This is a genomic window from Nocardia sp. XZ_19_369 (assembly GCF_015355715.1).
Taxonomy (GTDB): domain Bacteria; phylum Actinomycetota; class Actinomycetes; order Mycobacteriales; family Mycobacteriaceae; genus Nocardia.
In genome coordinates this window covers 843,846-867,300 of record NZ_JACVED010000003.1, presented here as the reverse complement: position 1 = coordinate 867,300, position 23,455 = coordinate 843,846, and the positions used below count along the sequence as shown (strand labels likewise).

Genomic DNA, 23,455 nt, shown 5'->3' with positions numbered 1-23,455 from the left:
CAAAAAGATTTGCTGACTAAATGTCCGACCTCTCAACCGGGGGGTATGAGAAGCCGGAACCAATTAAATAATTGGCACTGACATTCATCGACACACTATTGAGTTCTCAAAGAACACACGCACACACTTCATCCCCGGCGCTAACCGGTTCGTCCGTGAGGCAACTTATCCAGCTTAGCTCAGCCGCTCCCCCAGAACCAAATCGGGGTCTCAGTCAAGCTAGTGTGAGCGTCAGGCGCTCCTCGTACTACCTCGTGTCCCTGGCCTTCGCTCAGCGTTTCCGCTGGCTTCTCGGCTCCGGGTCGGTGTCCGTGTCGCTCTGACTCGAATAAAGTTACGTGTCTGCGTGCACGATGTCAAATCGCCTGGTCAGGAAGGGTTTTCGGCGCTAACGCTTCATTCGGCCGCGCCGACTCGCTTTACTTCGCCGCCCAGAGCCTGCAGTTGCTCGACGAAATTCGGGTAACCGCGGTCGATGTGGAAGACGTCGTGCACCTCGGTGGTTCCGTCGGCAACCAGACCGGCGAGTACCAAACCCGCGCCCGCCCGGATGTCAGAGGACCACACCGGCGCGCTCGACAACCGCGGAATACCGCGCACCACCGCGTGATGCCCATCGGTCCGCGCATCGGCGCCGAGCCGGATCATCTCCTCCACGAAACGGAAGCGCGCCTCGAAGACGTTCTCGGTGATCATCGAGGTGCCGTCGGCGATCGCCGCGAGACCGATGGCCATCGGCTGCAGATCGGTGGGGAACCCGGGGAACGGCAGCGTGGAGAAGTTCACCGCGCGCGGCCGCTCGGCCTGCACGACACGGAAGCCGTCCTGCTCGAACGAGATCCGCGCGCCCGCCGAACGCAACTTGTCCAGCACCAGCGACAGGTGCTTCGGATTGACCCCGGTGACCCGGACGTCACCCATGGTCATCGCGGCGGCGATGCCCCAGGTCGCCGCGACGATGCGGTCGCCGATCACGCGGTGGGTGGTCGGCGACAACCGCTTGACGCCCTGCACCGTCAGCACCGAGGTGCCGGCACCGGTGATTCGCGCACCCATCTGCACGAGCATGTTGCATAGATCGACGATGTCGGGTTCGCGCGCGGCGTTGTCGATCACCGTCTCGCCCTCGGCGAGCACGGCCGCCATCAGGATGTTCTCGGTCGCCCCCACCGAGGGGAAGTCGAGCCGAATCTTGGCGCCCTGCAGCTCGTCGGCCCGCGCGACCACGCAGCCGTGCTCGATCTCGCTGGTCGCGCCGAGCAACCGCAGGCCGGCCTGGTGCATGTCCAGCGGGCGGGAGCCGATCGCGTCGCCGCCGGGCAGCGCGACGACCGCCCGCTTACAGCGCGCCATCAGCGGCCCGAGCACACACACCGACGCACGGAACTGCGTCACCGCGGGAAAGTCCGCGTGGTACTTCGGTTCTGCGGGGGTGTCGATGGTGACCACCCCGCCATCGATCGCGACGTCGCAGCCGAGGCCGCGCAGCACGTCACCCATCAGCGGCACGTCGAGAATGTCCGGGCAGTTCGTGATCGTGGTGGTGCCCTCGGCCAGCAAGGCAGCGGCCATCAGCTTGAGGACGCTGTTCTTGGCGCCCCCCACCGCGACTTCACCGACGAGTCTGTTCCCGCCGGTAACCAAAAACCGTTCCATGCCGCCTCTCCGCGTATTCGGCGCACTGTTGGGTGCAAGGATAGTTGCGGCACTGTTCCGCCACTCCGGGTATTCAGCGCACTAGTGGGTGCCACGGTAGTTCGGTTGCGGGCCGCCGGTCGGGTGCCGGGCTGAATTCACCCACCCCGTCGGCTTCGCCTCCTACCGTCCCCCGAGTTCTGGGTCTACCCGGGGTGTAACCCATGAACTCGAGGACATGCGTCCTCGCGTCTCGAGCATTATCAGGTGCTCGACCTGGTTCCGCCGGGCTTCCACAGGATATCGCCGCCGGGATTGGCCACGCGGCTCAGGATGAACAGCAGATCCGAGAGCCGGTTCAGGTACTTGGCCGGCAAAACATTCGTGTCGTCCGGGTGTGTCTCTATCGCTGCCCAGGCAGAACGTTCCGCGCGACGGGCGACGGTGCGCGCCGTGTGCAGCAGCGCCGCCAGTGGGGTGCCACCCGGCAGAATGAACGAATTCAGTGTCGGCAGTTCAGCATTGAACTCGTCGCACCAGCCTTCGAGCCGGTCGATGTAGGGCTGGGTGATGCGCAGCGGCGGATACTTCGGCTCCGCGACAACGGGGGTAGACAGATCGGCGCCCGCATCGAACAGATCGTTCTGTATCTGCAGCAGCACCGCACGCAACGGCTCCTCGGGCTGCCCTAGCGCGATCGCCACCCCGATTGCGGCGTTCGTCTCATCGCAATCGGCGTACGCGACCAGCCGAGGATCGGTCTTCGCCACCCGCGAGAAGTCGCTGAGACCGGTGGTCCCGTCATCGCCGGTGCGCGTATAGATCCGCGTCAGATGAACACTCACAGGACCAACCCTAGCTCCCCCGTCTTCCTGAGCCCTGTGCCGCACAGCGATGCGCTCGACTGTTGCGTTCCGGGCGGGCGGTCGGATCCGGAGGCAGGATCAACGCATTCGGCGGGTGCGGTCCGACGGGCGAGACTCCACCCAGGACAGAAACGCGGTCCGCGAGGCCCGATCCAGGGCGAGTTCGAAGCTGCCCTCCCGATCGGCCACCGCGATCACCGCGATGTCGTCGCTCATGATGTCGAATTCGTCGCCGACGGGTCCGCGGCGGTCACCGATCTCGATGCCCTGACGGTGAATTGTGCAGTCGGGGCCGAGTTTCAGGCTGGTCAACTTGAAAAAGACCATTCGGTCTTCGTCATATCGGAGCAGACCGTGCCGCCAACCCTGACCACCGCGGGCGGGCAATACTCGCAACAGTGCGGCGGTTCCGCCGCGCCGCAACATGATCAGGCGATAGGTCGAGGCCAGGGCCAAGAACACGAGCGTGAGCACCAGAATGATCAGGAGAACCATCCCGGTCTGCAATGCAGTTCGTCCCTTCGCTCTGTCGCCGTGTCGTCGACACCCCGCGGTCATTCAACCACGACACCAAGTTTACAAACTGGGGGGCCGTGTATTAAGACGACCGCAAGAGGTGTGAAGACGACTGTCGGCGGCGAAGGTCTCTTCGCCGCCGACAGTCTCGTGCTCGAATATCCGGTTGTCGCTTACGCGTTCGCAGCCTGCTCCGCCGCGCGGACCTGGGCCTGCGCCGCGAGCTGATCCTCTTCGCTGGCCGCCGAGTCGGCCAGCACGCGCCGTGCCGCCTCGACATCGACCTCGTCCGCGAACTCCGCGGACTCGGCCAGGATCCGGACCGTGCCGGCGGTCACGGAGAAGAAGCCGCCGTGCACCGCCGCGACGATGCGCTCACCCTCGGTGGAGACGATGGCCACCGTGCCGCCCTCGACCAGCTGGCCGAGTAGCGGCTCGTGACCCGGCATGATGCCGATCTGGCCCTCGGTGGTCTGCGCGCTGACGAACGTCGCTTGCCCGGCCCAGAGCCGTCGTTCGACGGCGACCAGGTCAACTGACATTTCCGACATCGGTGACTACTTTCCGGCGATCTTCTTCGCGGCCGCCTCGACATCGTCGAGGCCACCGCAGCTGTTGAACGCCTGCTCCGGGAAGTGGTCGAACTCGCCCTTGCAGACCCGGTCGAAGTCGTCGATGGTCTGCTCCAGCGGAACCACCGAACCGACCTGACCGGTGAACTTCTCGGCCACGATGAAGTTCTGGCCGAGGAACTTCTCCAGGCGACGGGCGCGACCGACGAGGACCTTGTCCTCTTCGGAGAGCTCGTCCATGCCGAGGATGGCGATGATGTCCTGCAGTTCCTTGTACTTCTGCAGGATCCGCTTCACCTCGTTGGCAACGGCGAAGTGCCGGTCGCCGACGATCGAGGCCTCCAGGATGCGGGAGGTCGAGGTCAGCGGGTCGACGGCCGGGTAGATGCCCTTCTGCGAGATCGGGCGGGAAAGCTCGGTCGTCGCATCGAGGTGGGCGAAGGTGGTGGCCGGTGCCGGGTCGGTGTAGTCGTCGGCGGGCACGTAGATCGCCTGCAGCGAGGTGATCGACCGGCCACGGGTCGAGGTGATGCGCTCCTGGAGCTCACCCATCTCGTCCGCGAGGGTGGGCTGGTAACCGACGGCCGAAGGCATGCGGCCGAGCAGCGTCGACACCTCGGAACCGGCCTGGGTGAACCGGAAGATGTTGTCGATGAACAGCAGCACGTCCTGGTGCTGCACGTCGCGGAAGTACTCGGCCATGGTGAGGGCCGAGAGGGCGACGCGCATACGGGTGCCCGGCGGCTCGTCCATCTGGCCGAAGACGAGGGCGGTGTCCGGGAGGACGCCCATCTCTTCCATTTCCAGGCGGAGGTCGGTGCCCTCACGGGTGCGCTCGCCGACGCCGGCGAACACCGAGGTTCCGGAGAACTCCCGTGCGATACGGGTGATCATCTCCTGGATGAGCACGGTCTTGCCGACACCGGCGCCACCGAACAGGCCGATCTTGCCACCCTTCACGTACGGGGTGAGCAGGTCGATGACCTTGATGCCCGTCTCCAGGATCTCGGTCTTACCCTCGAGCTGGTCGAATGACGGGGGCTTGCGGTGGATGCCCCACTGCTCGCCGTCGCGGCCGAGACCCGGGCTGTCCAGGCAGTCGCCGAGGGCGTTGAAGACGTGACCCTTGACGACGTCGCCGACCGGCACCGAGATCGGCTTGCCGCTGTCGGTGACGGGAGCGCTACGGACCAGGCCGTCGGTGGGCTGCATGGAGATGCAGCGCACGATGCCGTCGCCGAGGTGCTGGGCGACCTCGAGGGTCAGTGTCTTTGCCACCGAGGTCAGTTCGATCTCGGCGTGCAACGCGTTGAACAGTTCGGGAATCGAGCCCCTGGGGAACTCGACGTCGACGACGGGGCCGATGACTCGGACGACGCGACCTGAGTCTGCGCCGGTCCGACTCGTGTTGTCTTGCGTGACTGCTGCGGTCATTTTTCTCTTCCTGCGCTTAGTCGCGGTCCGAGCTCGAAGCCAGCGCGTTTACGCCGCCGACAATTTCGCTGATTTCCTGCGTGATCTGGGCCTGCCGCACCGAGTTCGCCTGCCGGGAAAGATCCGTGGCAAGTTCGTTGGCGTTATCGGTGGCTGCCTTCATTGCGGTGCGCCGAGCCGCGGACTCGGATGCCGCTGCCTCGAGCAACGATGAGTAGATACGCGTGTTGATGTACTTGGGCAGCAGGGCCGCCAGCAGCACATCGGCGTCGGGCTCGAACTCGTACTGCGCGTGTACATCCGCCGTGGGCGAATCGGAGACGAAGTCCTCACCCATGTCGAAGTTCTCATCGACATAGCTCACCTGGATGGGCGCCAACCGGCGCACCTCCGGGGTCTGCGTCAACATCGATACGAACCGCGTGTACACGATGTGCAGCTCGTCGACGCCTGCGATCTCGCCCGATCCGTCCGGAGCGGGCACCTGGCCGTCGGCGCCTGCCATGAAGGCGTCCACCAGGTGGTGGCACGCCTCCGAGGCATCGGTGTACTTCGGCTGCTGCGAGAACCCGTGCCACGCGGCGACCAGCGGGCGGTTACGGAAGGTGTAGTACGTGATGCCCTTACTGCCCATCACGTAGATCACCGGCTCTTTGCCCTCGCCACGCAGCGTGTGCATCAACTCTTCGGCCCGCTTGAGCACGTTCGAGTTGTAGCCACCGGCCATGCCGCTGTCACTGGTGATCACCAGCACCGCCGCCCGGCGCGGCTCGGCGCGCTCGGTCAGCAGTGGGTGGGTCAGGTTCTGCGACGCGCTCGCCAGCTCGCCGAGGACCTTGGTGATCTCCTCGGCGTACGGCTTGGCGGCCGCAACCCTGGCCTGTGCCTTGGAGATTCGCGAGGTCGCGATCAGCTCCTGGGCCTTGGTGATCTTCTTGATCGAATTCACACCACGAATGCGGGAGCGCAATTCACGCAAACTTGCCATCAGCGGTTCACACTCCCTTCATTCGTATCGGTACCACGAATAACTCGCATCAGTCCCGAACCTGGGTCACTTCTCGACGTGCTTGCGGGTGACCGACAGCGTCTCGACCTCTTCGTGCTCGAGATCGGCCGCCTCGGCCTCGTTCACCACACGGCTGCCATCGGAGGCGAGGAAGCCCTGCTTGAACTTGTCGGTCTCCGACTTGATCTGGTCGGCCGCCTCGTCCTTGAGGACCTTGCCGCCCTCGATCGACTTGAACGCGTCGCCCGCAACCCGGTGCAGGTGCTCGAGCAGCTCGTTGTTGAAGCGACGGATGTCGGCGACCGGAACCGAGTCGTAGTAGCCGGCGTCGACCAGGAAGATCGAGACGATCTGGTTCTCGACCGGAACCGGCGAGTACTGGTCCTGCTTGAGCAGCTCGACCCAGCGGGCGCCACGCTCGAGCTGCGCCAGCGACGCGGCATCGAGGTCGGAGGCGAAGGCGGAGAACGCCTCCAGCTCGCGGAACTGCGCCATTTCCAGGCGCAGCGAGCCGGCGACCTTCTTCATGCCCTTGGTCTGGGCCGCGCCACCGACACGGGAGACCGAGGTACCGACGTTGATCGCCGGGCGGACGCCCTTGTTGAACAGGTCGGACTCGAGGAACACCTGACCGTCGGTGATCGAGATCACGTTGGTCGGGATGAACGCCGAGATGTCGTTGGCCTTGGTCTCGATGATCGGCAGGCCGGTCATCGAGCCGGCGCCCATCTCGTCGGAGAGCTTGGCGCAACGCTCCAGCAGACGCGAGTGCAGGTAGAAGACGTCACCCGGGTACGCCTCGCGGCCCGGCGGGCGACGCAGCAGCAGCGAGATGGCGCGGTACGCCTCGGCCTGCTTGGTCAGGTCGTCGAACACGATGAGGACGTGCTTGCCCTGGTACATCCAGTGCTGGCCGAGGGCCGAACCGGTGTACGGCGCAAGCCATTTGAAGCCGGCCGAGTCCGACGCGGGGGCCGCGACGATGGTGGTGTACTCCAGCGCGCCACGGGCCTCCAGCGCGGTCTTGACGCCCGCGATGGTGGAACCCTTCTGGCCGATGGCCACGTAGATGCAGCGCACCTGCTTGGCCGGGTCGCCCGAGTCCCAGTTCGCCTTCTGCGCCAGGATCGCGTCGATGCAGACCGCGGTCTTGCCGGTCTTGCGGTCGCCGATGATCAGCTGACGCTGGCCACGGCCGATCGCGGTCAGCGCGTCGATGGCGGTGATGCCGGTGGCCAGCGGCTCCTCGACCGGCTGACGCTCCAGCACGGTCGCGGCCTGCAGCTCGAGCACGCGGCGCTCTTCGGCCTCGATCTCGCCCAGGCCGTCGATCGGCTGGCCGAGCGGGTCGACCACGCGGCCGAGGAAGTTGTCGCCCACCGGGACGGAGAGCACGTCGCCGGTCCGACGGACCTGCTGGCCCTCTTCGAGCTGGGCGTACTCACCGAGGATGACCGCACCGATCGAGCGGTCCTCGAGGTTCAGCGCCACGCCGAGCACGCCACCCGGGAACTCGAGCAGTTCGTTGGCCATCGCCGAGGGCAGGCCGCTGACATGCGCGATGCCGTCGCTGGTGTCGGTGACAACACCGACTTCTTCGATGGAGGTCTCGGGGGTGTAGCTCTGCGTGTAGCTCTCGATCGCGCTACGGATCTCGTCGGAGGAGATCGTCAGCTCCGCCATGTTCTTCCTGCTCTCGCTGTGTCGAATGTCGGGGGTGGGGGTCGGCAGCCGGCAAAGCCGGCGGGGTGGGTGGACCCTGCGTCGTCAGGTCAGGGACCGACGCAGCCGTTCCAGTCGGCCGATGGCGCTGCCGTCGATGACGTCGTCGCCGACGTGTACGACGAGCCCGCTCAGCAGACTCGGGTCGACCTGGACGTGCACCTGGACCGGCTTGCCGTAGATGCGATGCAGCGAGGCGGCGAGCCGCTCGCGCTGCTGCGCCGACAGTTCGATCGCCGCGCGCACGTGCGCCACGATCTGGTCACGGCGGGCCGCGGCCAGGTCGGACAGTTCGTCGAATGCCACCCCGACTGCCGTCTTCTGCCTGGTCACCACTTGCTCAGCCAGGGTTAGGGTGATGGATTCGGTCTTGCCGGTGAGCAGGCGATCGACCAGTTCCCGCTTGGCCTGGGCCGGCTTCGTCCGGTCGGAAAGGGCCTGCTCCAGCTCGGGGTTGTCGCTGATGATCCGACCGAGCCGGAACAGCTCGTCCTCGACCGCGTCGAGACGGCCGCTGTCGGCCGCCGACTCCAGCAATGCCTCTTGCCCGAGCAAAACCAGGGTGTCGACCAGGTCGGCGGTCCGGGACCAGTCCTGGGCCACCGCGGTGGTCAGCACGGCCAGGGTGGCCGGGCTGACCTTTCCGCTGAAGACCCGCTCACTGAGCTCGGCCCTGGCCGAGCCGGGCACCGACACGTCCGCGAGCGCAACACGCAGCGAACGCTGGTCGTCCAGCACGGCGACAACGGCGAACAGTTCGGACCCCGTCGTTGCCGCGACACTGTCGCTTCCGGTCAGAGCGGCCCTGAGCGCCTCCCGAGACCGGGCGCAGGCCTCGCGGCTCGCTGCGTACATGCTTCTCACTTTCGCGTCGCTACCTTCCGACCCCGATGCCGGCTTTCGACTCGTCGTCGAGTTCGGTCAGGAACCGCTCGATCGACGCCGCCTGCTTAGCTTCGTCCGAAACCGACTGCCCGATAATCTTTTCGGCCAAATCTACGGCCGTGTGGCCGAGTTCGGTGCGCAGTTCGGTCAGGATCTGCTGGCGCTGTGCTTCCAGCTGGCTGTGACCCGCGGCGACGATGCGGTCACTTTCGGCCTGTGCGTCCGCGCGCATCTGCGCGAGGATCTGCTGGCCCTGGGTGCGCGCTTCCTCACGGATGCGTGCGGCCTCGAGCCGGGCTTCGGCCAGCTGCTGCTGGTACTGCTGCAGCGTGAGCTGGGCCTCTTCCTGGGCGATCTCGGCGCGCTTGATGCCGCCTTCGATCTTGTCGGTGCGCTCGTCGAGCGTCTTCATCAGACGCGGGATCACGTACTTGTAGAAGAGGACCGCGATGATCGCGACGCAGACAATCGACCACACGATGTCGTACGTCTCGGGGATAAGAGGATTCACATCCTCTCCGCTTTCCGCTGCGAGAACAGAGAACTCGTTCATCGGAATCAGAAGATGAAGCCGGCGACGAGGCCGATCAGGGCAAGCGCCTCGGTGAACGCGATGCCGAGGAACATGGTGGTCCGGATCTGGCCCTGCAGCTCGGGCTGACGGGCGATGCCTTCGATGGCCTTACCGACGACGATGCCGACGCCGATGCCGGGGCCGATAGCCGCCAGACCGAAGCCGATGGCGCCGTATCCCTTGACCTTTTCAGAGGTGGTTGCGGCTTCCTGGGCCAGGTACGCGAGGCTCATGAGTCTTCCATTCCCTTTCTGTTGCACACCCGCCGGTCGGCGAGGTGTAGCAGGTTTTCCGGTAAGTCAGGCAGGTCAGTGTGAATCCGCGTTTTGCGCGAGTCCGATGTAAACGGCGGTCAGCAGCGCAAACACATAGGCCTGCAGGAAGATGACCAACATCTCGAAGAGCGTGAACCCCAGGCCGGCCGCGAGCGAGAACGGCGAGAACACCTTCATCCAGGCAGCGGCGTCGAACAGGAAGAACCAGGTAGCGCTGAAGAACAACACCAACATGATATGTCCGGCCAGCATGTTGGCCATGAGTCGGACCATCAGGGTGAACGGACGCAGGATGAACGTCGAGAGGAACTCGATGGGAATCAGCAGCAGATGCAGGGCAGGCGGCACATTCGGCACCACGATGCTGCTGCGCATGTACTTGACGAATCCGTACTTCTTGATACCCACGTAGTTGAACGCGATGTACGCCACAGCGGCCAGCACCAGCGGCATGCCGATTCGGGCGTTCGAGGAGATGTTCAACCCGGGAATGATGCCGGAGAAGTTCAGAAACAGGACCGTGAAGAAGACCGTCGCGATGAGCGGGAAGAACTTGCGGCCGGATTCCTTACCCAAAACTTCGTCGGAAATCTGTTCCTTGACGAAGACGAGACCGGTTTCGGCGACGTTCTGCAGCCCGCGCGGGATGATGCGGGGATTCCGGAATGCGAGGACCATCACGATGACCAGCACCGCGGTCATCAGGAGCCGGATACCCATCAAACGATCGATTTCGAACGGCGTACCCTCGAACAGCAGCGCTGGAGGGAAGAAGTCGGACAGCGATGGCGCGTGGAACTCGCCCGCCAAAGTGGTGACGCTCAGCGTTCTCTCCCGTGTTCGGGCCGTGGGTTCGGTTGATCCCACGGTTCGATCGGACATTGACGATCAATTTGGGTCGACTCAGGTCGGCTCGAAGTTCGTCAGCAGCTGTGCGGCGGGTTTTGATTCCACCTGGCGTCTGTACGTGTGTCGGCGACATCGTCGACATGCAGAACCGGAACCCTCAGAGCCCGGCACGGCAGTAAGCATAGCGGCACTCGGAGGGATCTTGGCGATCCCCCCTCGCTTGGTTGCTTGCTTACCAACACTTTACCAAGTTATCTACGACAGCGTGTAGGTGGGTGGGGATCAATCTTCCCGAGGCGGCGAATCCGGCGCCGTATCGGGCACCGTCACGTACGGAACGCGCTGCCGGACAACGCCATACGTCTCGGCCCCGAGCACGATGACCAGCGCGCCGATCACGGTAAGGAAAAGGACCATTCGGTCATAAAAATCGAATTGATTCAGTATTGCTATGACCAAAAGGGCCACCAGCATTTTGCCGACCCAGCTGCCGAGCATCACCATGCCCGCTGTGGTCGGCGGCAATTTCGCGCCGAACAACACCACCGCGGCGGTGGTCAGGATGAAGCCGCCGCCGATGGCCGAGCCGATCAACGCACCCCACAGGCCGGGCAGGCCCGCGGCCGCGGCACCGATCGCGACGGACAGCACGACCAGCACGCCGAGCCCGATCAAGCCGTAGCGCAGCGCTGCCTTGAGCGGGGCGTCAGGACCGGGAACGGGGGTGGGAGTAAAGCTCACGTCTGCGAACCTTACCCGGCGGGTGGTCCGTCCTCTGCGGCCTCCCCGCGACGCAGGCCCGGAATGGCCGTCACGACGAGGGCGAAGACCAGTCCGCCTGCCACCAGCAGGACGACCAGGGTGAGGTTCATCAGCGCCGTGCCGACCGCGCCGAACGCCAGGATCCCGACCCACAAGTAGATGAGTAGCACCACGCGCCGATGCGAGTGCCCGATCTGCAGCAACCGGTGGTGCAGGTGCATCTTGTCCGGAGTGGAGAAGCTCACACCGGCCCGCACCCGCCGGACGATCGCCAGCACCAGATCCAGCACCGGAATGAACATGACCGCACCGACCAGCAGCAGCGGCGACAACAGACCGACGATGTCGCGGGTGCCGAAGCCCTGCAGCGGGATGCGGCCCGACGCGCTGGTGGAGACCGCGGCCAGTACCAGGCCGATCAGCATCGAGCCGGAATCGCCCATGAATATTCGCGCGGGCTGGAAATTGTGCGGCAGGAACCCGAGACAGGCGCCGGCCAGCGCGGCGGCGAGCAAGGCGGGCGGGTAGGTGTCGACCGAGCCGCCCTGGTCGTTCATCAAGCCGAGCGCGAACACGAACACCGCGACCGCCGCGATGAGCCCCAAACCGGCCGCGAGGCCGTCGAGTCCGTCGACGAAGTTCATCGCATTCACCAGGGTCACGGTGACCCCCACGGTGATCAGACCACCTTGCAGCGCGTCCAGAAAGACCGTGGTGTTGTTGAACGGGTTGTAGATGCTGTACCAGCTCAAACCCATGACAGCCATCACACCCGCCGCGGTCACCTGTCCGGCGAACTTCGTCAGCGCGTCGAGGCCCCAGCGGTCGTCGACGATGCCGACCGCGACAATGATCGTGCTCCCGACCAGCACCGCGAGCGGAATATTCGGGCTGTAGTCGAAACCGTTGCGCAGCGCGGGCAGTTGGTGGGCGAACAGCATCGCCGCCACCACCCCGACGTAGATGCCGACACCACCCATCCGGGGAATCGGCTTGACGTGCACGTCACGTTCGCGCGGCACCGCAACGGCGCCGAACCCGATGGCGAGCACCCGGATCCCGCCGGTGGCCAGGAAGGTCACGACCGCGGAGATGAGCAGTACGAGCAGGAGCTCCCGTAGGGGAACGACGGCACCCGAACCGGTCATCCGCGGCACCCACCGCTCATCGGGTGGAGGCGCTGGTCAGCGCCTCCGGCGACATACCGAGCACGTCGGCGATGTCGCCGATGGGGACCGCGCCCTCGCGCAGGATGCGCGGCTGGTCGGCGGTCAAGTCGATGATGGTGGAGGCGACGGCGTGGTCGGCGGGGCCGCCGTCGAGGTAGACGCCGACGAGCTCACCCAGTTGGTCGCGGGCTTCGGCGGCGGTCTTGGCGGGCGGCTGGCCGGAGACGTTGGCGCTGGAGACCGCGAGCGGGCCGACTTCGCGCAGCAGCTCCAGCGCGACCGGGTGCAGCGGCATCCGCAGCATCACCGTGCCGCGGGTATCGCCGAGGTCCCAGGCGAGCGAAGGGGCTTGCTGCACAACGAGACTCAGGCCGCCGGGCCAGAACGCCCGGATCAGCTCGCGCGCCTGCGGGCGCACCGAGAAAACCAGGCCGTCGATGGTGTGCCAGGAGCCGACCAGGACCGGCACCGGCATGTCCCGGCCACGGCGCTTGGCCGCGAGCAGCTCGCTCACCGCGGTGGCATCGAAAGCGTCGGCCGCCAGGCCGTAGAGCGTGTCGGTGGGCAGCACGACGAGTCGCCCGGACTTCAGGGCGCTGGTGGCTGCGGTCAGTCCGGCGGCGCGCGTGTCGGGATCCGCGCAGTCGTAGACGGTACTCACGACGATCATCCTGTCACGGCGACCAGTAGGAGCCACCATCCGCTCCCCCGCCACTCCGTGACTTCAGGATTTGGACCGCGTCAGGTTCTGGTCGCGACGACGAAGCGCGGCTTTCCCGCGAGGTCCGGGTGCTCGACGATGTCGGTGAACTCGCCTTGTTTGCCCAGCAGCGCCGCGAGGTCCGAGCCGTTGGAGTCGTCGTGCTCGATCGCGGTGGCGCCGCCGCTGCGCAGCAGACGCGTGATGGTGGGGATCATGCCGCGGATGACGTCCAGGCCATCGGGGCCGCCGAAGAGGGCCAGGTGCGGATCATGATCAGCGACTTCGGGATCCAGCGTCGCGCCGTCCGGAATGTAAGGCGGGTTGGCCACCACGAGGTCCACGCGGCCGTCGAGTTCGGCCAGCAAGTTCGGATCGGTGACGTCGTCGGCGTACAGGGTGATCGCGGTGTCGCCGTTGTCGATGCACTGGTCGGCGTTGCGGCGGGCCCAGTGCAGTGCACCCGGATCGAGTTCCACCGCACGGACATCGGCGTCGGGGCGCGCGTGCGCGATGGCCAGGGCCAGCGCGCCGGAGCCGGTGCACAGGTCGACGACGATCGGGGTGTGATCGTGCGGCAGCGCCTCGAGTTGCGCCAGCGCCCAGGCGAACAGCAGCTCCGTCTCCGGACGCGGCACGAAGACGCCGGGCCCGACCGCGAGATCGATCTCGCCCATCGCCACGGTTCCGGTCAAGTGCTGCAACGGAATTCGCTGCGCGCGCCGGTCGACCAGCGCGCGATACTCGGTCAACTGGTCCGGCCCGATGAGCGGTGTCATCATCAGCCTGCTGCGCTCGACCCCGAGCACATGCGCGGCCAGGTGCTCGGCGTCGGCGCGCGGACTGGGCACCCCGGCCGCCTGCAGCGTCTCGATGGCGTCGTTGACGGCGGGGCGCAGCGCTACACGGGTCATGGACATGTCCTCGACTCTGCCCGAAAGGCCTTTACTCCGCTGCCATTCGGGCTGCACGATCCGCCTTGCCGAGCGCGTCGAGCAAAGCGTCCATGTCGCCGTCCAGCACGGCATCCAGGTTGTGCGCCTTGAACCCGATGCGGTGGTCGGCGATCCGGTTCTCCGGGAAGTTGTAGGTGCGGATGCGTTCGGAGCGGTCCACCGTGCGGATCTGGCTGGCCCGGCCGGCCGCCGCTTCCTGATCGGCCTGCTCCTCGGCGAGCGCCTGCAGCCGCGCGGCGAGCACCTGCATGGCGCGGGCCTTGTTCTGCAGCTGGGACCGCTCGTTCTGACAGGTCACCACGATGCCGGAGGGCAGGTGGGTGATGCGGACGGCGGAGTCGGTGGTGTTGACGCCCTGGCCGCCCTTGCCCGAGGACCGGTACACGTCGATGCGCAGGTCGGTCTCGTCGATCTGCACCGCTTCCACCTCGTCGGGCTCCGGATAGATCAGGACACCCGCGGCCGAAGTATGAATCCGGCCCTGCGATTCGGTCACCGGGACGCGCTGCACCCGGTGCACGCCACCCTCGAACTTGAAGCGCGACCAGACACCGTCGCGCGCGGCGTCGCGGCTCTTGATCGACAGCGTCGCGTCCTTGTACCCACCCAGGTCGGACACGGTGACGCCGAGGATCTCGACCTTCCAGCCGTGCCGCTCGGCATAGCGGACGTACATGCGGGCCAGGTCGGCGGCGAACAGCGCCGATTCCTCGCCGCCCTCACCGGATTTCACCTCGAGCACCACATCGTCGCCGTCGTGCGGGTCGCGCGGGGCGAGCAGATCCGCGAGGGTCTGCTCCAGCTCGGCGACCTGACGCTCCAGGTCGGGCACCTCGGCGGCGAAGGACGCGTCGTCGGCGGCGAGTTCCCGCGCGGCGGCGAGATCGTCGCGCGCGGACTTCAGCTTGGTGTAGGTCGCCATGATCGGCGCGAGCTCGGCGAATCGTTTACCGACCCGGCGCGCGGCGCCGGGATCGTCGTGCAGCGCCGGATCGGACAGCTGCGTCTCCAGCCCGGCGTGCTCGGCCAGAATGTCGTCGATCGCGGACGGTTGCGTCACGATGCTTCCTCTTTCTGATTTCCCAATGAAAGGACGCCATACAAAAACACCGACGCCCGGCCTGCTGAGCAGGACCGGGCGTCGGCGAGGAAGCTACTTGGCTGCGGCGTCGTCCGCGTCGGCCTTCTTGCCCGCACGCCTGCCGTAGCGAGCCTCGAAGCGGGCCACGCGGCCGCCGGTGTCGAGGATCTTCTGCTTGCCCGTGTAGAACGGGTGGCACTGCGAGCAGACCTCGACGTTGATGTGTCCGGACTCCTTGGTGCTGCGAGTCTGGAAGGTATTGCCGCAACCACAGACGACCGTGGTGTCGACATACGTCGGGTGAATTCCTGCCTTCATGGGTGTCCTCTCGATATTGGTCGCCGGGTCGCTCGCGCGGGAATCGCGGGAGCGTGAACCGGAACCGACTAGGCGGGAGGTCTGCTCGAACAGAGCAGACGCAACGACCGTTCAGTATGCCAGAACAGTCCCTACGCTCCCAAAACGCCCCCGGCAAGTGGTTTGTTCCCGCCCTAGGTACTCCCCCTGACGCCACCGCCCAAGGAAGTCCGGGCACGCGCTTTGCCGCTGTCTCAGGAAGCCTGAAGACGGGTAGTCGGCTACTCAGGAATGCGAACAGTTTCGTTCATAGAGTTTGAGACCTCAGCACAGGGCGCTCGTGCCAACGAACGTTCGAGGCCGCAGGAGCGCTCGCGGGAGCGGCGCTCGAAGGCGTAAGGGGCGTGTACCAACGCTCGAAGCCGCACAGTGGCGTGCCGTGACCCGAAGGGAGAACTTGTGAGCATCCGAGTCGCGTCGGCGATTGTCGGTCTGTTGATTCTCGCTGTCGTGGTCGGCTGGTGTGCCCTTCCGGACACCACGACCACGGCCGCACCGGGAACCGCCGTCTATTACGAGGCTCCGAACACCGCTCCGGAGGGGAGCGCGGTGGGCACCTCGGCGATCATTCTGGGTTTCATGATCAGCGGCGCGGCGATCATCGGTCTCATGTTCTTCTGCCCCAGTACGCCGAAAGGGCCCCGCGCTAGCGAGGCCCTTTCGGCAGTACAACTGGCGAACCTATTCGTCCAGAGCGCCCGGCGCGGTCTTGCTGACCTGCATCAGGAACTCCAGGTTGTTCTTGGACTTCTTCAGACGGTCGATCAGCAGATCGATCGCCTGGTGCGAGTCCAGGCCGGACAGTACGCGGCGCAGCTTGTGCAGCACCGCGGCCTCGTCGGGGTTGAGCAGTAGCTCGTCCTTACGAGTGCCGGACGGGTTGACGTCCACCGCGGGGAACACGCGCCGTTCCGCGATCTTGCGGTCCAGCTTGAGCTCCGCGTTACCGGTGCCCTTGAATTCCTCGAAGATGACGGTGTCACCGGTCGAACCGGTCTCCACCATCGCGGTCGCGATAATGGTGAGCGAGCCACCGTTCTCGATATTGCGCGCCGCGCCGAGGAACCGCTTGGGCGGGTACAGCGCGGTGGAATCGACACCACCGGACAGGATTCGGCCCGAGGCGGGCGAGGAGTTGTTGTACGCGCGGCCCAATCGAGTGATCGAGTCGAGCAGCACCACAACGTCTTTGCCCATCTCCACCAGTCGCTTGGCCCGCTCGATGGCGAGCTCGGCGACCGAGGTGTGGTCTGACGGCGGCCGGTCGAAGGTGGAGGCGATGACCTCACCCTTCACCGAACGCTGCATGTCGGTGACCTCTTCCGGACGCTCGTCGACCAGCACGACCATGAGGTAGACCTCGGGGTTGTTGATGGCGATGGCGTTCGCGATGTCCTGCATGATCGTCGTCTTACCGGCCTTCGGCGGCGAGACGATCAGGGCGCGCTGGCCCTTACCGATCGGCATGATCAGGTCGATGACGCGAGTGGTCAGCTTGTTGGGCTGAGTCTCCAGCCGCAGCCGCTGATTCGGGTACAGCGGGGTGAGCTTGCTGAACTCGGGGCGCCGCTTGGCCGCCTCGACCTCACCACCGTTGACCGTGTCCAGCCGCACCAGCGGATCGAACTTCTGGCGCTGGTTGCTCTGCTCGCCGTCGCGCGGAGCCCGCACCGCACCGGTGATCGCGTCACCGCGGCGCAGGCCGTTCTTGCGGACCAGGTTCATCGAGACGTAGACGTCGTTCGGGCCGGCCAGGTAACCGGAGGTCCGGACGAAGGCGTAGTTGTCCAGCACGTCGAGGATGCCCGCGACCGGCTGCAATACGTCGTCTTCGCGGATCTCGAGCTCGCGCGCCTCGCCGCCACCGGTGCCCGGCTCGCGGTCACGACCACGACGCCGCTCGCGGAATCGGCGTCCCCGCCTGCCGCGACCGCCTTCTTCGTCGTCGTCGTTGTTGTTGCGCGCGTTGTTGCGGTCAGCGTTCCGGCCGCCGGCGTTGCTGCCGCCGTTGCCGTTCTGGTTGTTGCGCTCGCCGGACTGGCCGCGCTCACCCTGACCACGCTCGCCCGACTGGCCGCGCTCGCCTTGATTACGCTCGCCCGACTGACCGCGTTCCTGATTACGCTCGCCCGACTGACCACGCTCCTGATTGCGCTCACCGGACTGGTTGCGCTCGCCCTGATTGCGCTCACCCGACTGGTTGCGCTCACGGCGCCGCTCGCCCTGTTCGGCATCCTGCTTCGGCTCGTCACCACGCGCATCGGCCGTCGCGGTCTCGCCGCCGCCGGATCGCGCCTGGTCACGGCCGCGCCGCTGCCGACCACGACCACGCTGACCAGCCTCGCGGCCGGAGTCCTCGGTGGACTCGGCCGTGCCGGCTGCGGGGGCCTCGGCCGGAGCCGAGTTCGCGGAAGCGGATTCCTTGACCGGGGCAGCTGCCTCGGCGACCGGAGTTTCCTTCGCCGGGGCGGTCGCCACGTCGAGGGTGCCCTGCTCTGCCCGGGCGGACGCAGGCCGACCGGCCGGCGCTTCCGAATTATCGGGTGTATCGGCCTTGGCGGAAACCGCGGACTTGGCCTGTCCCCCTTCGGGCTTTTCACCCTTAACCGGTTTTCCGGCCTGATTTTCCTTGATGGCGGCGATCAAATCGCCTTTGCGCATTCCGGAGGTGCCTCGGATACCGAGCTCCCCCGCGAGCGCGCGCAACTGCGGCAACAACATTCCAGTCAGCCCCGATCGTGCGACGTCGGTTTGTTCGCTCATCTTCGAAATCTGTCCGGAGTCACTTTCGCGGTCCCCCGGAGATGTTGGGTTGGATTCCACCCCGGGTGTCGCGAGCAGGTCCGTATCTGTCACGGAAATCCTTTCCTTCCCCCGATTGCCGTGTGCTGTTTCGAGGGTTCGTCCCGCAGTCCGGGCATTCTGCCGGACTCGGATGCGTCCGTCCGCTTCGCCACCGGTGGTGTGAGGTGGGAGAGATCATTCCAGTTGCGCAGCTACGCAGCACCCCCATGGCCTGGAGGCTCGAGCCTGGAGCCTGCTGGAGCGATTGCCCTGATGAAGCACCGGCGTCTGATGCGCACGATGTACGGACTCGCTCAGGATAGCTGCCCATTGGGAATCTCGGCAAGCCAGACGCGCCGTCAGTCGATGAGGACTCCATCGGCCAGTCCTGGTTCGACGACGCGCAACCCGTCGATCGCCGCGAGTTCACGGAGTTCGGCAGGGAATTCGCTGGTACCGAGGGCCAGTACGGTCGGACCCGCCCCCGAGACGGTGGCCGCGATACCCGCCGCCCGCAGCCGGGAAATCCAGCTGGTGGTCAGCGGTAGCGCGGGTGCGCGCTGAGCCTGATGCAACCGGTCAGCGGTCGCGGGCATCAGCAGGTCGGGCCGCTGGGTCAGGGCGACCACCGCCAGCGCGGCCCGGCTGACGTTGAACGCGGCGTCGCCGTGCGGCACCACCTCGGGCAGCAAACCCCTGGTGTGCGCGGTCGAGGAGCGTTCCTCCGGAATGAGCACGATCGGCCGCAGCGACGGATGCGCGTCCAGTCGCACGGCCCGGTAGACCCGGCCGTGATGCTCGGCCGCCGGCATCCCGTCCCGGCCGATGTCGGCGGCGCGATCGGTCTCGGTCCAGGACACCACGATGCCGCCGAGCACGCTGGCCGCCGCGTTGTCCGGATGACCTTCGAATTCCGCTGCGAGCTGCACCAATTGGTCGGCGGAGGTGGCCAGCGCCGGATCGAACTTCGCCGCGATGGCGCATCCCGCGGCCAGCCCGCCCACCACGGCCGAGGCCGAGGAGCCGAGCCCGCGCGAATGCGGAATCACGTTGCGGCACACCACCTCGAGCCCGTCCGCCCAGACCCCCGCCGACTCGAGTCCGCGCTCGATCGCGCGCACCACGAGATGCGAAGGGCCCCAGGGGACATCGTCGGCACCCTCACCCTCGACCCGGATGGTGAGCCCGGAATCGGTAGTGCGCACGTCGATCTCGTCGTAGATCCCCAATGCCATGCCGAGCGAATCGAACCCGGGACCGAGGTTCGCGCTGGACGCGGGCACCCGCGCGGTCACCGAAAGACCGGCGGGCAGCGTGCGACTCATGCTCGCGGTCCGTGGCCGCACCGACAGTTGGCCGTCGCGCGAATCCAATTCAGGCCAGCTCTAGTTCGGCGGCGACCGCGACCGGGTCGACCGGAATCGCCTGGACCTGCGGCATTCCCAGCAGCGCGGTGTCCGGGTCCTTGAGCCCGTTGCCGGTGACGGTGCACACGACGGTCAGGCCGGAGTCCAGCCAGCCCTCCTTGTGCGCGGCGAGCAGGCCCGCGACGCTGGCCGCCGACGCTGGCTCGACGAACACGCCCTCGGTCGCCGCGATCAGGCGGTAGGCCTCCAGGATCTCGTCGTCGGTCGCGGCGCGGAAGGCACCACCCGACTCCTCCTTGGCCGCCATCGCGCCGTTCCAGGATGCGGGCGCGCCGATCCGGATGGCCGTCGCGATGGTCTCCGGGTTGCTCACCGGGGCGCCGTTGACCAGCGGCGCGGCCCCCGCGGCCTGCACGCCGAGCATGCGCGGCAGCTGGGTGGTGATGCCGTCGGCGTAGTACTCGCGATAGCCGCGCCAGTACGCGGTGATATTGCCCGCATTGCCCACCGGCAGCGCGTGCACGTCGGGCGCCTTGCCGAGCACGTCGCAGATCTCGAACGACGCGGTCTTCTGCCCCTCGATGCGGGCCGGGTTCACCGAGTTGACCAGGCCGATGCTCGGGAAGTCCGAGGTGACCTTGCGCGCCAGCTCCAGGCAGTCGTCGAAGTTGCCGTCCACCTGAATGATCTTGGCGCCCAGCATGACCGCCTGCGCCAGCTTGCCCATGGCGATCTTGCCCTGCGGGATCAGCACGGCACAGGTCATGCCGGCCCTGGTCGCGTAGGCCGCGGCGGATGCCGAGGTGTTGCCGGTGGAGGCGCACAGCACCGCCCGCTGCCCCTGGTACTTGGCGTCGGTGATCGCCACGGTCATGCCGCGGTCCTTGAACGAGCCGGTCGGGTTCAGCCCCTCGACCTTGAGATATACATCACATCCGGTCAATTCGGACAGATGCGGTGCGGGCACCAGCGGCGTACCGCCCTCGTACAGGGTGACCGGCTCCCACTCGGCCGCACCCGCGATCCGATCGCGGTAGGCCGCGATCAGACCCGGCCAGCGGGAGTGCACTCCTGCTTGCGGCGCCACGCCGGAGCTCACCCATCCCGCCGGCTCCGCCGTCTGCCGTCCCCGGAGCGTACTCATTCTTCGGTGCCTTCCAATCTCAAAACACTGGTGATAGAGGTGACGGAATCCATTTCCGCAAGAGCGGCAACGGTGTCCGCGAGCGCTGATTCCACGGCGTGGTGGGTAACCACGACCAAGCGAGCACCCGTGCCGTGCCCCTCTTGGCGGACGGTCGAAATGCTCACCCCGTGCTTGGCGAATTCACCCGCCACCGCGGCCAGGACCCCGGGACGGTCCGCTACCTGCAGGTTCACGTGGTAGCGGGTGGGTGTATCGCCGATCGGCGCGATCGGTAGCTCAGCATAAACCGATTCGCCCGGAGCGCGACCACCGTAGAACTTGTTGCGCGCGGCCATCACCAGATCGCCGAGCACCGCGGAGGCGGTCGGTGCGCCGCCGGCGCCCTGCCCGTAGAACATCAGCCTGCCCGCGTTCTCCGCCTCGACGACGACTGCGTTGAAGGCGCCGCTCACGGCGGCCAGCGGGTGCTTGCGCGGCACGAGCGCCGGGTAGACGCGCACCGAGACGCGCTCCTTGCCGCCCTCGGCCACGGTCGGCTCGCCCGGTCCCGCGGCGACCCGCTCGCAGATGGCGAGCAGCTTGACCGTGCAGTTCAGTGCGGACGCGGTCTCCAGGTCCTCGGCGCTGATCTTGGAGATGCCCTCGCGGAAGACGTCGGCGGCGGTCACCCGGGTGTGGAACGCGAGCGAGGCCAGGATGGCGGCCTTGGCGGCGGCGTCGTAGCCCTCCACGTCGGCGGTCGGGTCGGCCTCCGCGTAACCGAGGCGGGTGGCCTCCTTCAGGGTGACCTCGTAGTCGGCGCCGGTCTCGTCCATCGCGGAGAGGATGAAGTTGGTGGTGCCGTTGACGATGCCGACGACCCGGTTGACGCGGTCACCGGCCAGCGACTGGATGAGCGGGCGGACCACCGGGATGGCACCCGCGACCGCGGCCTCGAAGTAGAGATCGGCGCGGTTGCGTTCAGCGGCCGCGGCGAGTTCGCCGGTGTAGTCGGCCAGCAGCGCCTTGTTCGCGGTCACCACGGATTTGCCCGCGTTCAGCGCGGCCAGGATGAGCCGCCGCGGCGGGTCGATGCCGCCGATCACCTCGACCACGATGTCGACGTCGTCGCGGGCGACCAGGGCGTCGGCGTCGGTGGTCAGCAGGTGTGCGGGCAGGCCGCGATCGTTGTCCGGATTGCGGACGGCGACGCCGCGCAGCACCACCGGCGCACCGACGCGCGAGCGCAGGTCCTCGGAGTGATCACGCAGAATCCGCACGACCTCGGTGCCGACATTGCCCATGCCGAGGACCGCGACGCCGATCGGCTGATCTCTCCCCCAGGTATTCCTAGCGAGATCCGTCATGATTCAACCTCCAAGCTGAGCAGGTCCGCCACCGTTTCCCGGCGCAGAATGAGTCGCGGTTGTCCGTCACGCACCGCGACGACCGCAGGGCGGGTCAGCTGGTTGTATCGGCTGGACATCGAATAGCAGTACGCGCCGGTCGCGGCGACGGCGACCAGATCGCCGGGGCCGACATCGGCGGGCATCCAGGTATCGCGGATGACGATATCGCCACTCTCGCAATGCTTTCCGACTACGCGCGCGACCACCGGCGCGGCCTCGGAGGAGCGGGAGACCAGGCGGCAGTCGTAGTCGGCCTGGTACAGCGCCGGGCGGATGTTGTCGCTCATGCCGCCGTCGACGCTGATGTAGCGCCTGCGCAGGCCGCCGTCGAGGGAGACATCCTTGATGGTGCCGACCTCGTACAGGGTGACCGTGCCGGGCCCGGCGATGGCGCGGCCGGGCTCCACCGCGATCTTCGGCTGCTGCAGGCCGATGGCGACCGCCTCGGCGGCGACCAGATCGAGCACCTTCGCGGCGAAATCGTCCAGCGGCGGCGGGTCATCGCTCGGCAAGTACGAAATACCAAGTCCGCCACCGAGATCCAGCGTCGAGATCTGCGAGGTGCGGTCGACGCCGAACTTTTCCACGGCGTCGTGCAGCAACCGCAGCATGCGGCGCGCGGCGATCTCGAAGCCGTCGATCTCGAAGATCTGCGAACCGATATGGCTGTGCAGGCCGACCAGGCGCAGGTTGTCCGCGTCGAAGACGCGAGCGAGCGCCTCCATGGCGTCGCCGCCGGCGATCGAGAAGCCGAACTTCTGATCCTCGTGCGCGGTCGAAATGTATTCGTGCGTATGGGCTTCCACGCCGACGGTGACCCGGACCAGCACGTCCTGGACCACCCCGGCGCGGCCCGCGATGGCTTCCAGGCGTTCGATCTCGATCAGCGAGTCGACCACCACGTGGCCGACACCGGCGGCCACCGCGGACTCCAGTTCGGTCGCGGATTTGTTGTTGCCGTGCAAGGCAATCCGCTCAGCGGGGAAGCCTGCGTGCAGGGCTACCGCGAGCTCGCCACCGGAGCAGACGTCCAGCGACAAGCCCTCGTCGCGGATCCAGCGGGCGATCTCGCCACACAGGAAAGCCTTGGACGCGTAGTGAACTCGCGCGTTGGTGCCGAACGCACGCACCATGTCGCGGCAGCGCGAACGGAAATCGTCCTCGTCCACCACGAACAGGGGGGTGCCGAATTCGGCGGCCAGCTCGTGCACCGGCACACCGGCCAGCCGCACCACGCCGTCGTCGTCGCGGGCGGCGTTGCGCGGCCAGACGTTCGCGGGCAGATCGATCATCTGCTGCGGATCGCGGGGGCGCTCCGGCAGATTGGGGGCGTGCGGGATCTCGGCATGGCGAGGCCCGGCGGGGTGCGCACTCATTACAGTTCCTCCCTGGCGCTCGTCTGAAAGT

The 23,455-nt window shown here is 66.7% G+C and carries 22 protein-coding genes; all 22 read right to left on the bottom strand.

Annotated features, from left to right (window positions below):
* Nucleotides 1-396 precede the first annotated feature (396 nt).
* The 22 genes from murA to lysA all read right to left on the bottom strand — a co-directional run bounded on the left by murA (nt 397) and on the right by lysA (nt 23,424).
* Nucleotides 397-1,656, bottom strand: coding sequence for a UDP-N-acetylglucosamine 1-carboxyvinyltransferase (gene murA / locus IBX18_RS15445; RefSeq protein ID WP_107654455.1), 1,260 nt, complete (start codon nt 1,654-1,656; stop codon nt 397-399).
* A 242-nt stretch (nt 1,657-1,898) separates the two neighbouring features.
* Entirely contained in the window at nt 1,899-2,480 is a 582-nt protein-coding gene (locus IBX18_RS15440) for a cob(I)yrinic acid a,c-diamide adenosyltransferase (RefSeq protein ID WP_194834305.1), read from the bottom strand.
* Nucleotides 2,481-2,579: 99 nt separating this feature from the next.
* Entirely contained in the window at nt 2,580-2,996 is a 417-nt protein-coding gene (locus tag IBX18_RS15435) for a DUF2550 domain-containing protein (protein WP_186818745.1), read from the bottom strand.
* A 194-nt stretch (nt 2,997-3,190) separates the two neighbouring features.
* Nucleotides 3,191-3,568: a F0F1 ATP synthase subunit epsilon gene (locus tag IBX18_RS15430; protein WP_194834304.1), complete on the bottom strand. Its 378-nt coding sequence runs from the start codon at nt 3,566-3,568 to the stop codon at nt 3,191-3,193.
* A gap of 6 nt (nt 3,569-3,574) precedes the next feature.
* Entirely contained in the window at nt 3,575-5,023 is a 1,449-nt protein-coding gene (atpD, locus tag IBX18_RS15425; protein ID WP_107654451.1) for a F0F1 ATP synthase subunit beta, read from the bottom strand.
* Between the two features lie 16 nt (nt 5,024-5,039).
* Nucleotides 5,040-6,011 carry a F0F1 ATP synthase subunit gamma gene (locus IBX18_RS15420; protein ID WP_147139484.1) on the bottom strand — a complete coding sequence of 324 codons (972 nt, stop codon included), beginning with the start codon at nt 6,009-6,011 and terminating at the stop codon, nt 5,040-5,042.
* 66 nt (nt 6,012-6,077) lie between these two features.
* Nucleotides 6,078-7,715: a F0F1 ATP synthase subunit alpha gene (gene atpA / locus IBX18_RS15415; protein WP_194834303.1), complete on the bottom strand. Its 1,638-nt coding sequence runs from the start codon at nt 7,713-7,715 to the stop codon at nt 6,078-6,080.
* Nucleotides 7,716-7,799: 84 nt separating this feature from the next.
* Nucleotides 7,800-8,609: a F0F1 ATP synthase subunit delta gene (locus tag IBX18_RS15410; protein ID WP_135235072.1), complete on the bottom strand. Its 810-nt coding sequence runs from the start codon at nt 8,607-8,609 to the stop codon at nt 7,800-7,802.
* A 19-nt stretch (nt 8,610-8,628) separates the two neighbouring features.
* Nucleotides 8,629-9,192, bottom strand: coding sequence for a F0F1 ATP synthase subunit B (locus IBX18_RS15405; protein ID WP_107654447.1), 564 nt, complete (start codon nt 9,190-9,192; stop codon nt 8,629-8,631).
* Nucleotides 9,193-9,197: 5 nt separating this feature from the next.
* Entirely contained in the window at nt 9,198-9,446 is a 249-nt protein-coding gene (locus IBX18_RS15400) for an ATP synthase F0 subunit C (RefSeq protein ID WP_107654446.1), read from the bottom strand.
* A 75-nt stretch (nt 9,447-9,521) separates the two neighbouring features.
* A complete protein-coding gene (atpB, locus tag IBX18_RS15395; protein ID WP_167768945.1) occupies nt 9,522-10,370 on the bottom strand; it encodes a F0F1 ATP synthase subunit A in 849 nt (282 codons plus the stop codon).
* A 249-nt stretch (nt 10,371-10,619) separates the two neighbouring features.
* Nucleotides 10,620-11,078, bottom strand: a complete 459-nt coding sequence (locus tag IBX18_RS15390; protein ID WP_107654445.1) for a hypothetical protein — start codon at nt 11,076-11,078, stop codon at nt 10,620-10,622.
* A gap of 11 nt (nt 11,079-11,089) precedes the next feature.
* A complete protein-coding gene (locus IBX18_RS15385; RefSeq protein WP_107654444.1) occupies nt 11,090-12,247 on the bottom strand; it encodes an MraY family glycosyltransferase in 1,158 nt (385 codons plus the stop codon).
* Nucleotides 12,248-12,263: 16 nt separating this feature from the next.
* Nucleotides 12,264-12,929, bottom strand: a complete 666-nt coding sequence (locus IBX18_RS15380) for an L-threonylcarbamoyladenylate synthase (protein ID WP_135235070.1) — start codon at nt 12,927-12,929, stop codon at nt 12,264-12,266.
* Nucleotides 12,930-13,009: 80 nt separating this feature from the next.
* Nucleotides 13,010-13,882 carry a peptide chain release factor N(5)-glutamine methyltransferase gene (prmC, locus tag IBX18_RS15375; protein ID WP_194834302.1) on the bottom strand — a complete coding sequence of 291 codons (873 nt, stop codon included), beginning with the start codon at nt 13,880-13,882 and terminating at the stop codon, nt 13,010-13,012.
* A 31-nt stretch (nt 13,883-13,913) separates the two neighbouring features.
* Complete coding sequence (gene prfA / locus IBX18_RS15370) at nt 13,914-14,984, bottom strand: peptide chain release factor 1 (protein WP_194834301.1); 1,071 nt, start codon at nt 14,982-14,984, stop codon at nt 13,914-13,916.
* A 93-nt stretch (nt 14,985-15,077) separates the two neighbouring features.
* Complete coding sequence (gene rpmE / locus IBX18_RS15365; RefSeq protein ID WP_194834300.1) at nt 15,078-15,323, bottom strand: 50S ribosomal protein L31; 246 nt, start codon at nt 15,321-15,323, stop codon at nt 15,078-15,080.
* 720 nt (nt 15,324-16,043) lie between these two features.
* Nucleotides 16,044-18,218, bottom strand: a complete 2,175-nt coding sequence (gene rho, locus IBX18_RS15360) for a transcription termination factor Rho (protein ID WP_194834299.1) — start codon at nt 18,216-18,218, stop codon at nt 16,044-16,046.
* 287 nt (nt 18,219-18,505) lie between these two features.
* On the bottom strand, nt 18,506-19,471 hold the full coding sequence (thrB, locus tag IBX18_RS15355; protein ID WP_194834298.1) for a homoserine kinase: 966 nt from the start codon (nt 19,469-19,471) through the stop codon (nt 18,506-18,508).
* Nucleotides 19,472-19,520: 49 nt separating this feature from the next.
* Complete coding sequence (gene thrC / locus IBX18_RS15350; protein ID WP_194834366.1) at nt 19,521-20,582, bottom strand: threonine synthase; 1,062 nt, start codon at nt 20,580-20,582, stop codon at nt 19,521-19,523.
* Nucleotides 20,583-20,653: 71 nt separating this feature from the next.
* A complete protein-coding gene (locus tag IBX18_RS15345; RefSeq protein ID WP_194834297.1) occupies nt 20,654-22,006 on the bottom strand; it encodes a homoserine dehydrogenase in 1,353 nt (450 codons plus the stop codon).
* The gene (gene lysA, locus IBX18_RS15340; protein ID WP_194834296.1) at nt 22,003-23,424 is read right to left on the bottom strand and encodes a diaminopimelate decarboxylase; all 1,422 of its coding nucleotides are present in this window, start codon (nt 23,422-23,424) and stop codon (nt 22,003-22,005) included. Before lysA ends, IBX18_RS15345 begins: the two co-directional genes overlap by 4 nt.
* Nucleotides 23,425-23,455 lie beyond the last annotated feature (31 nt).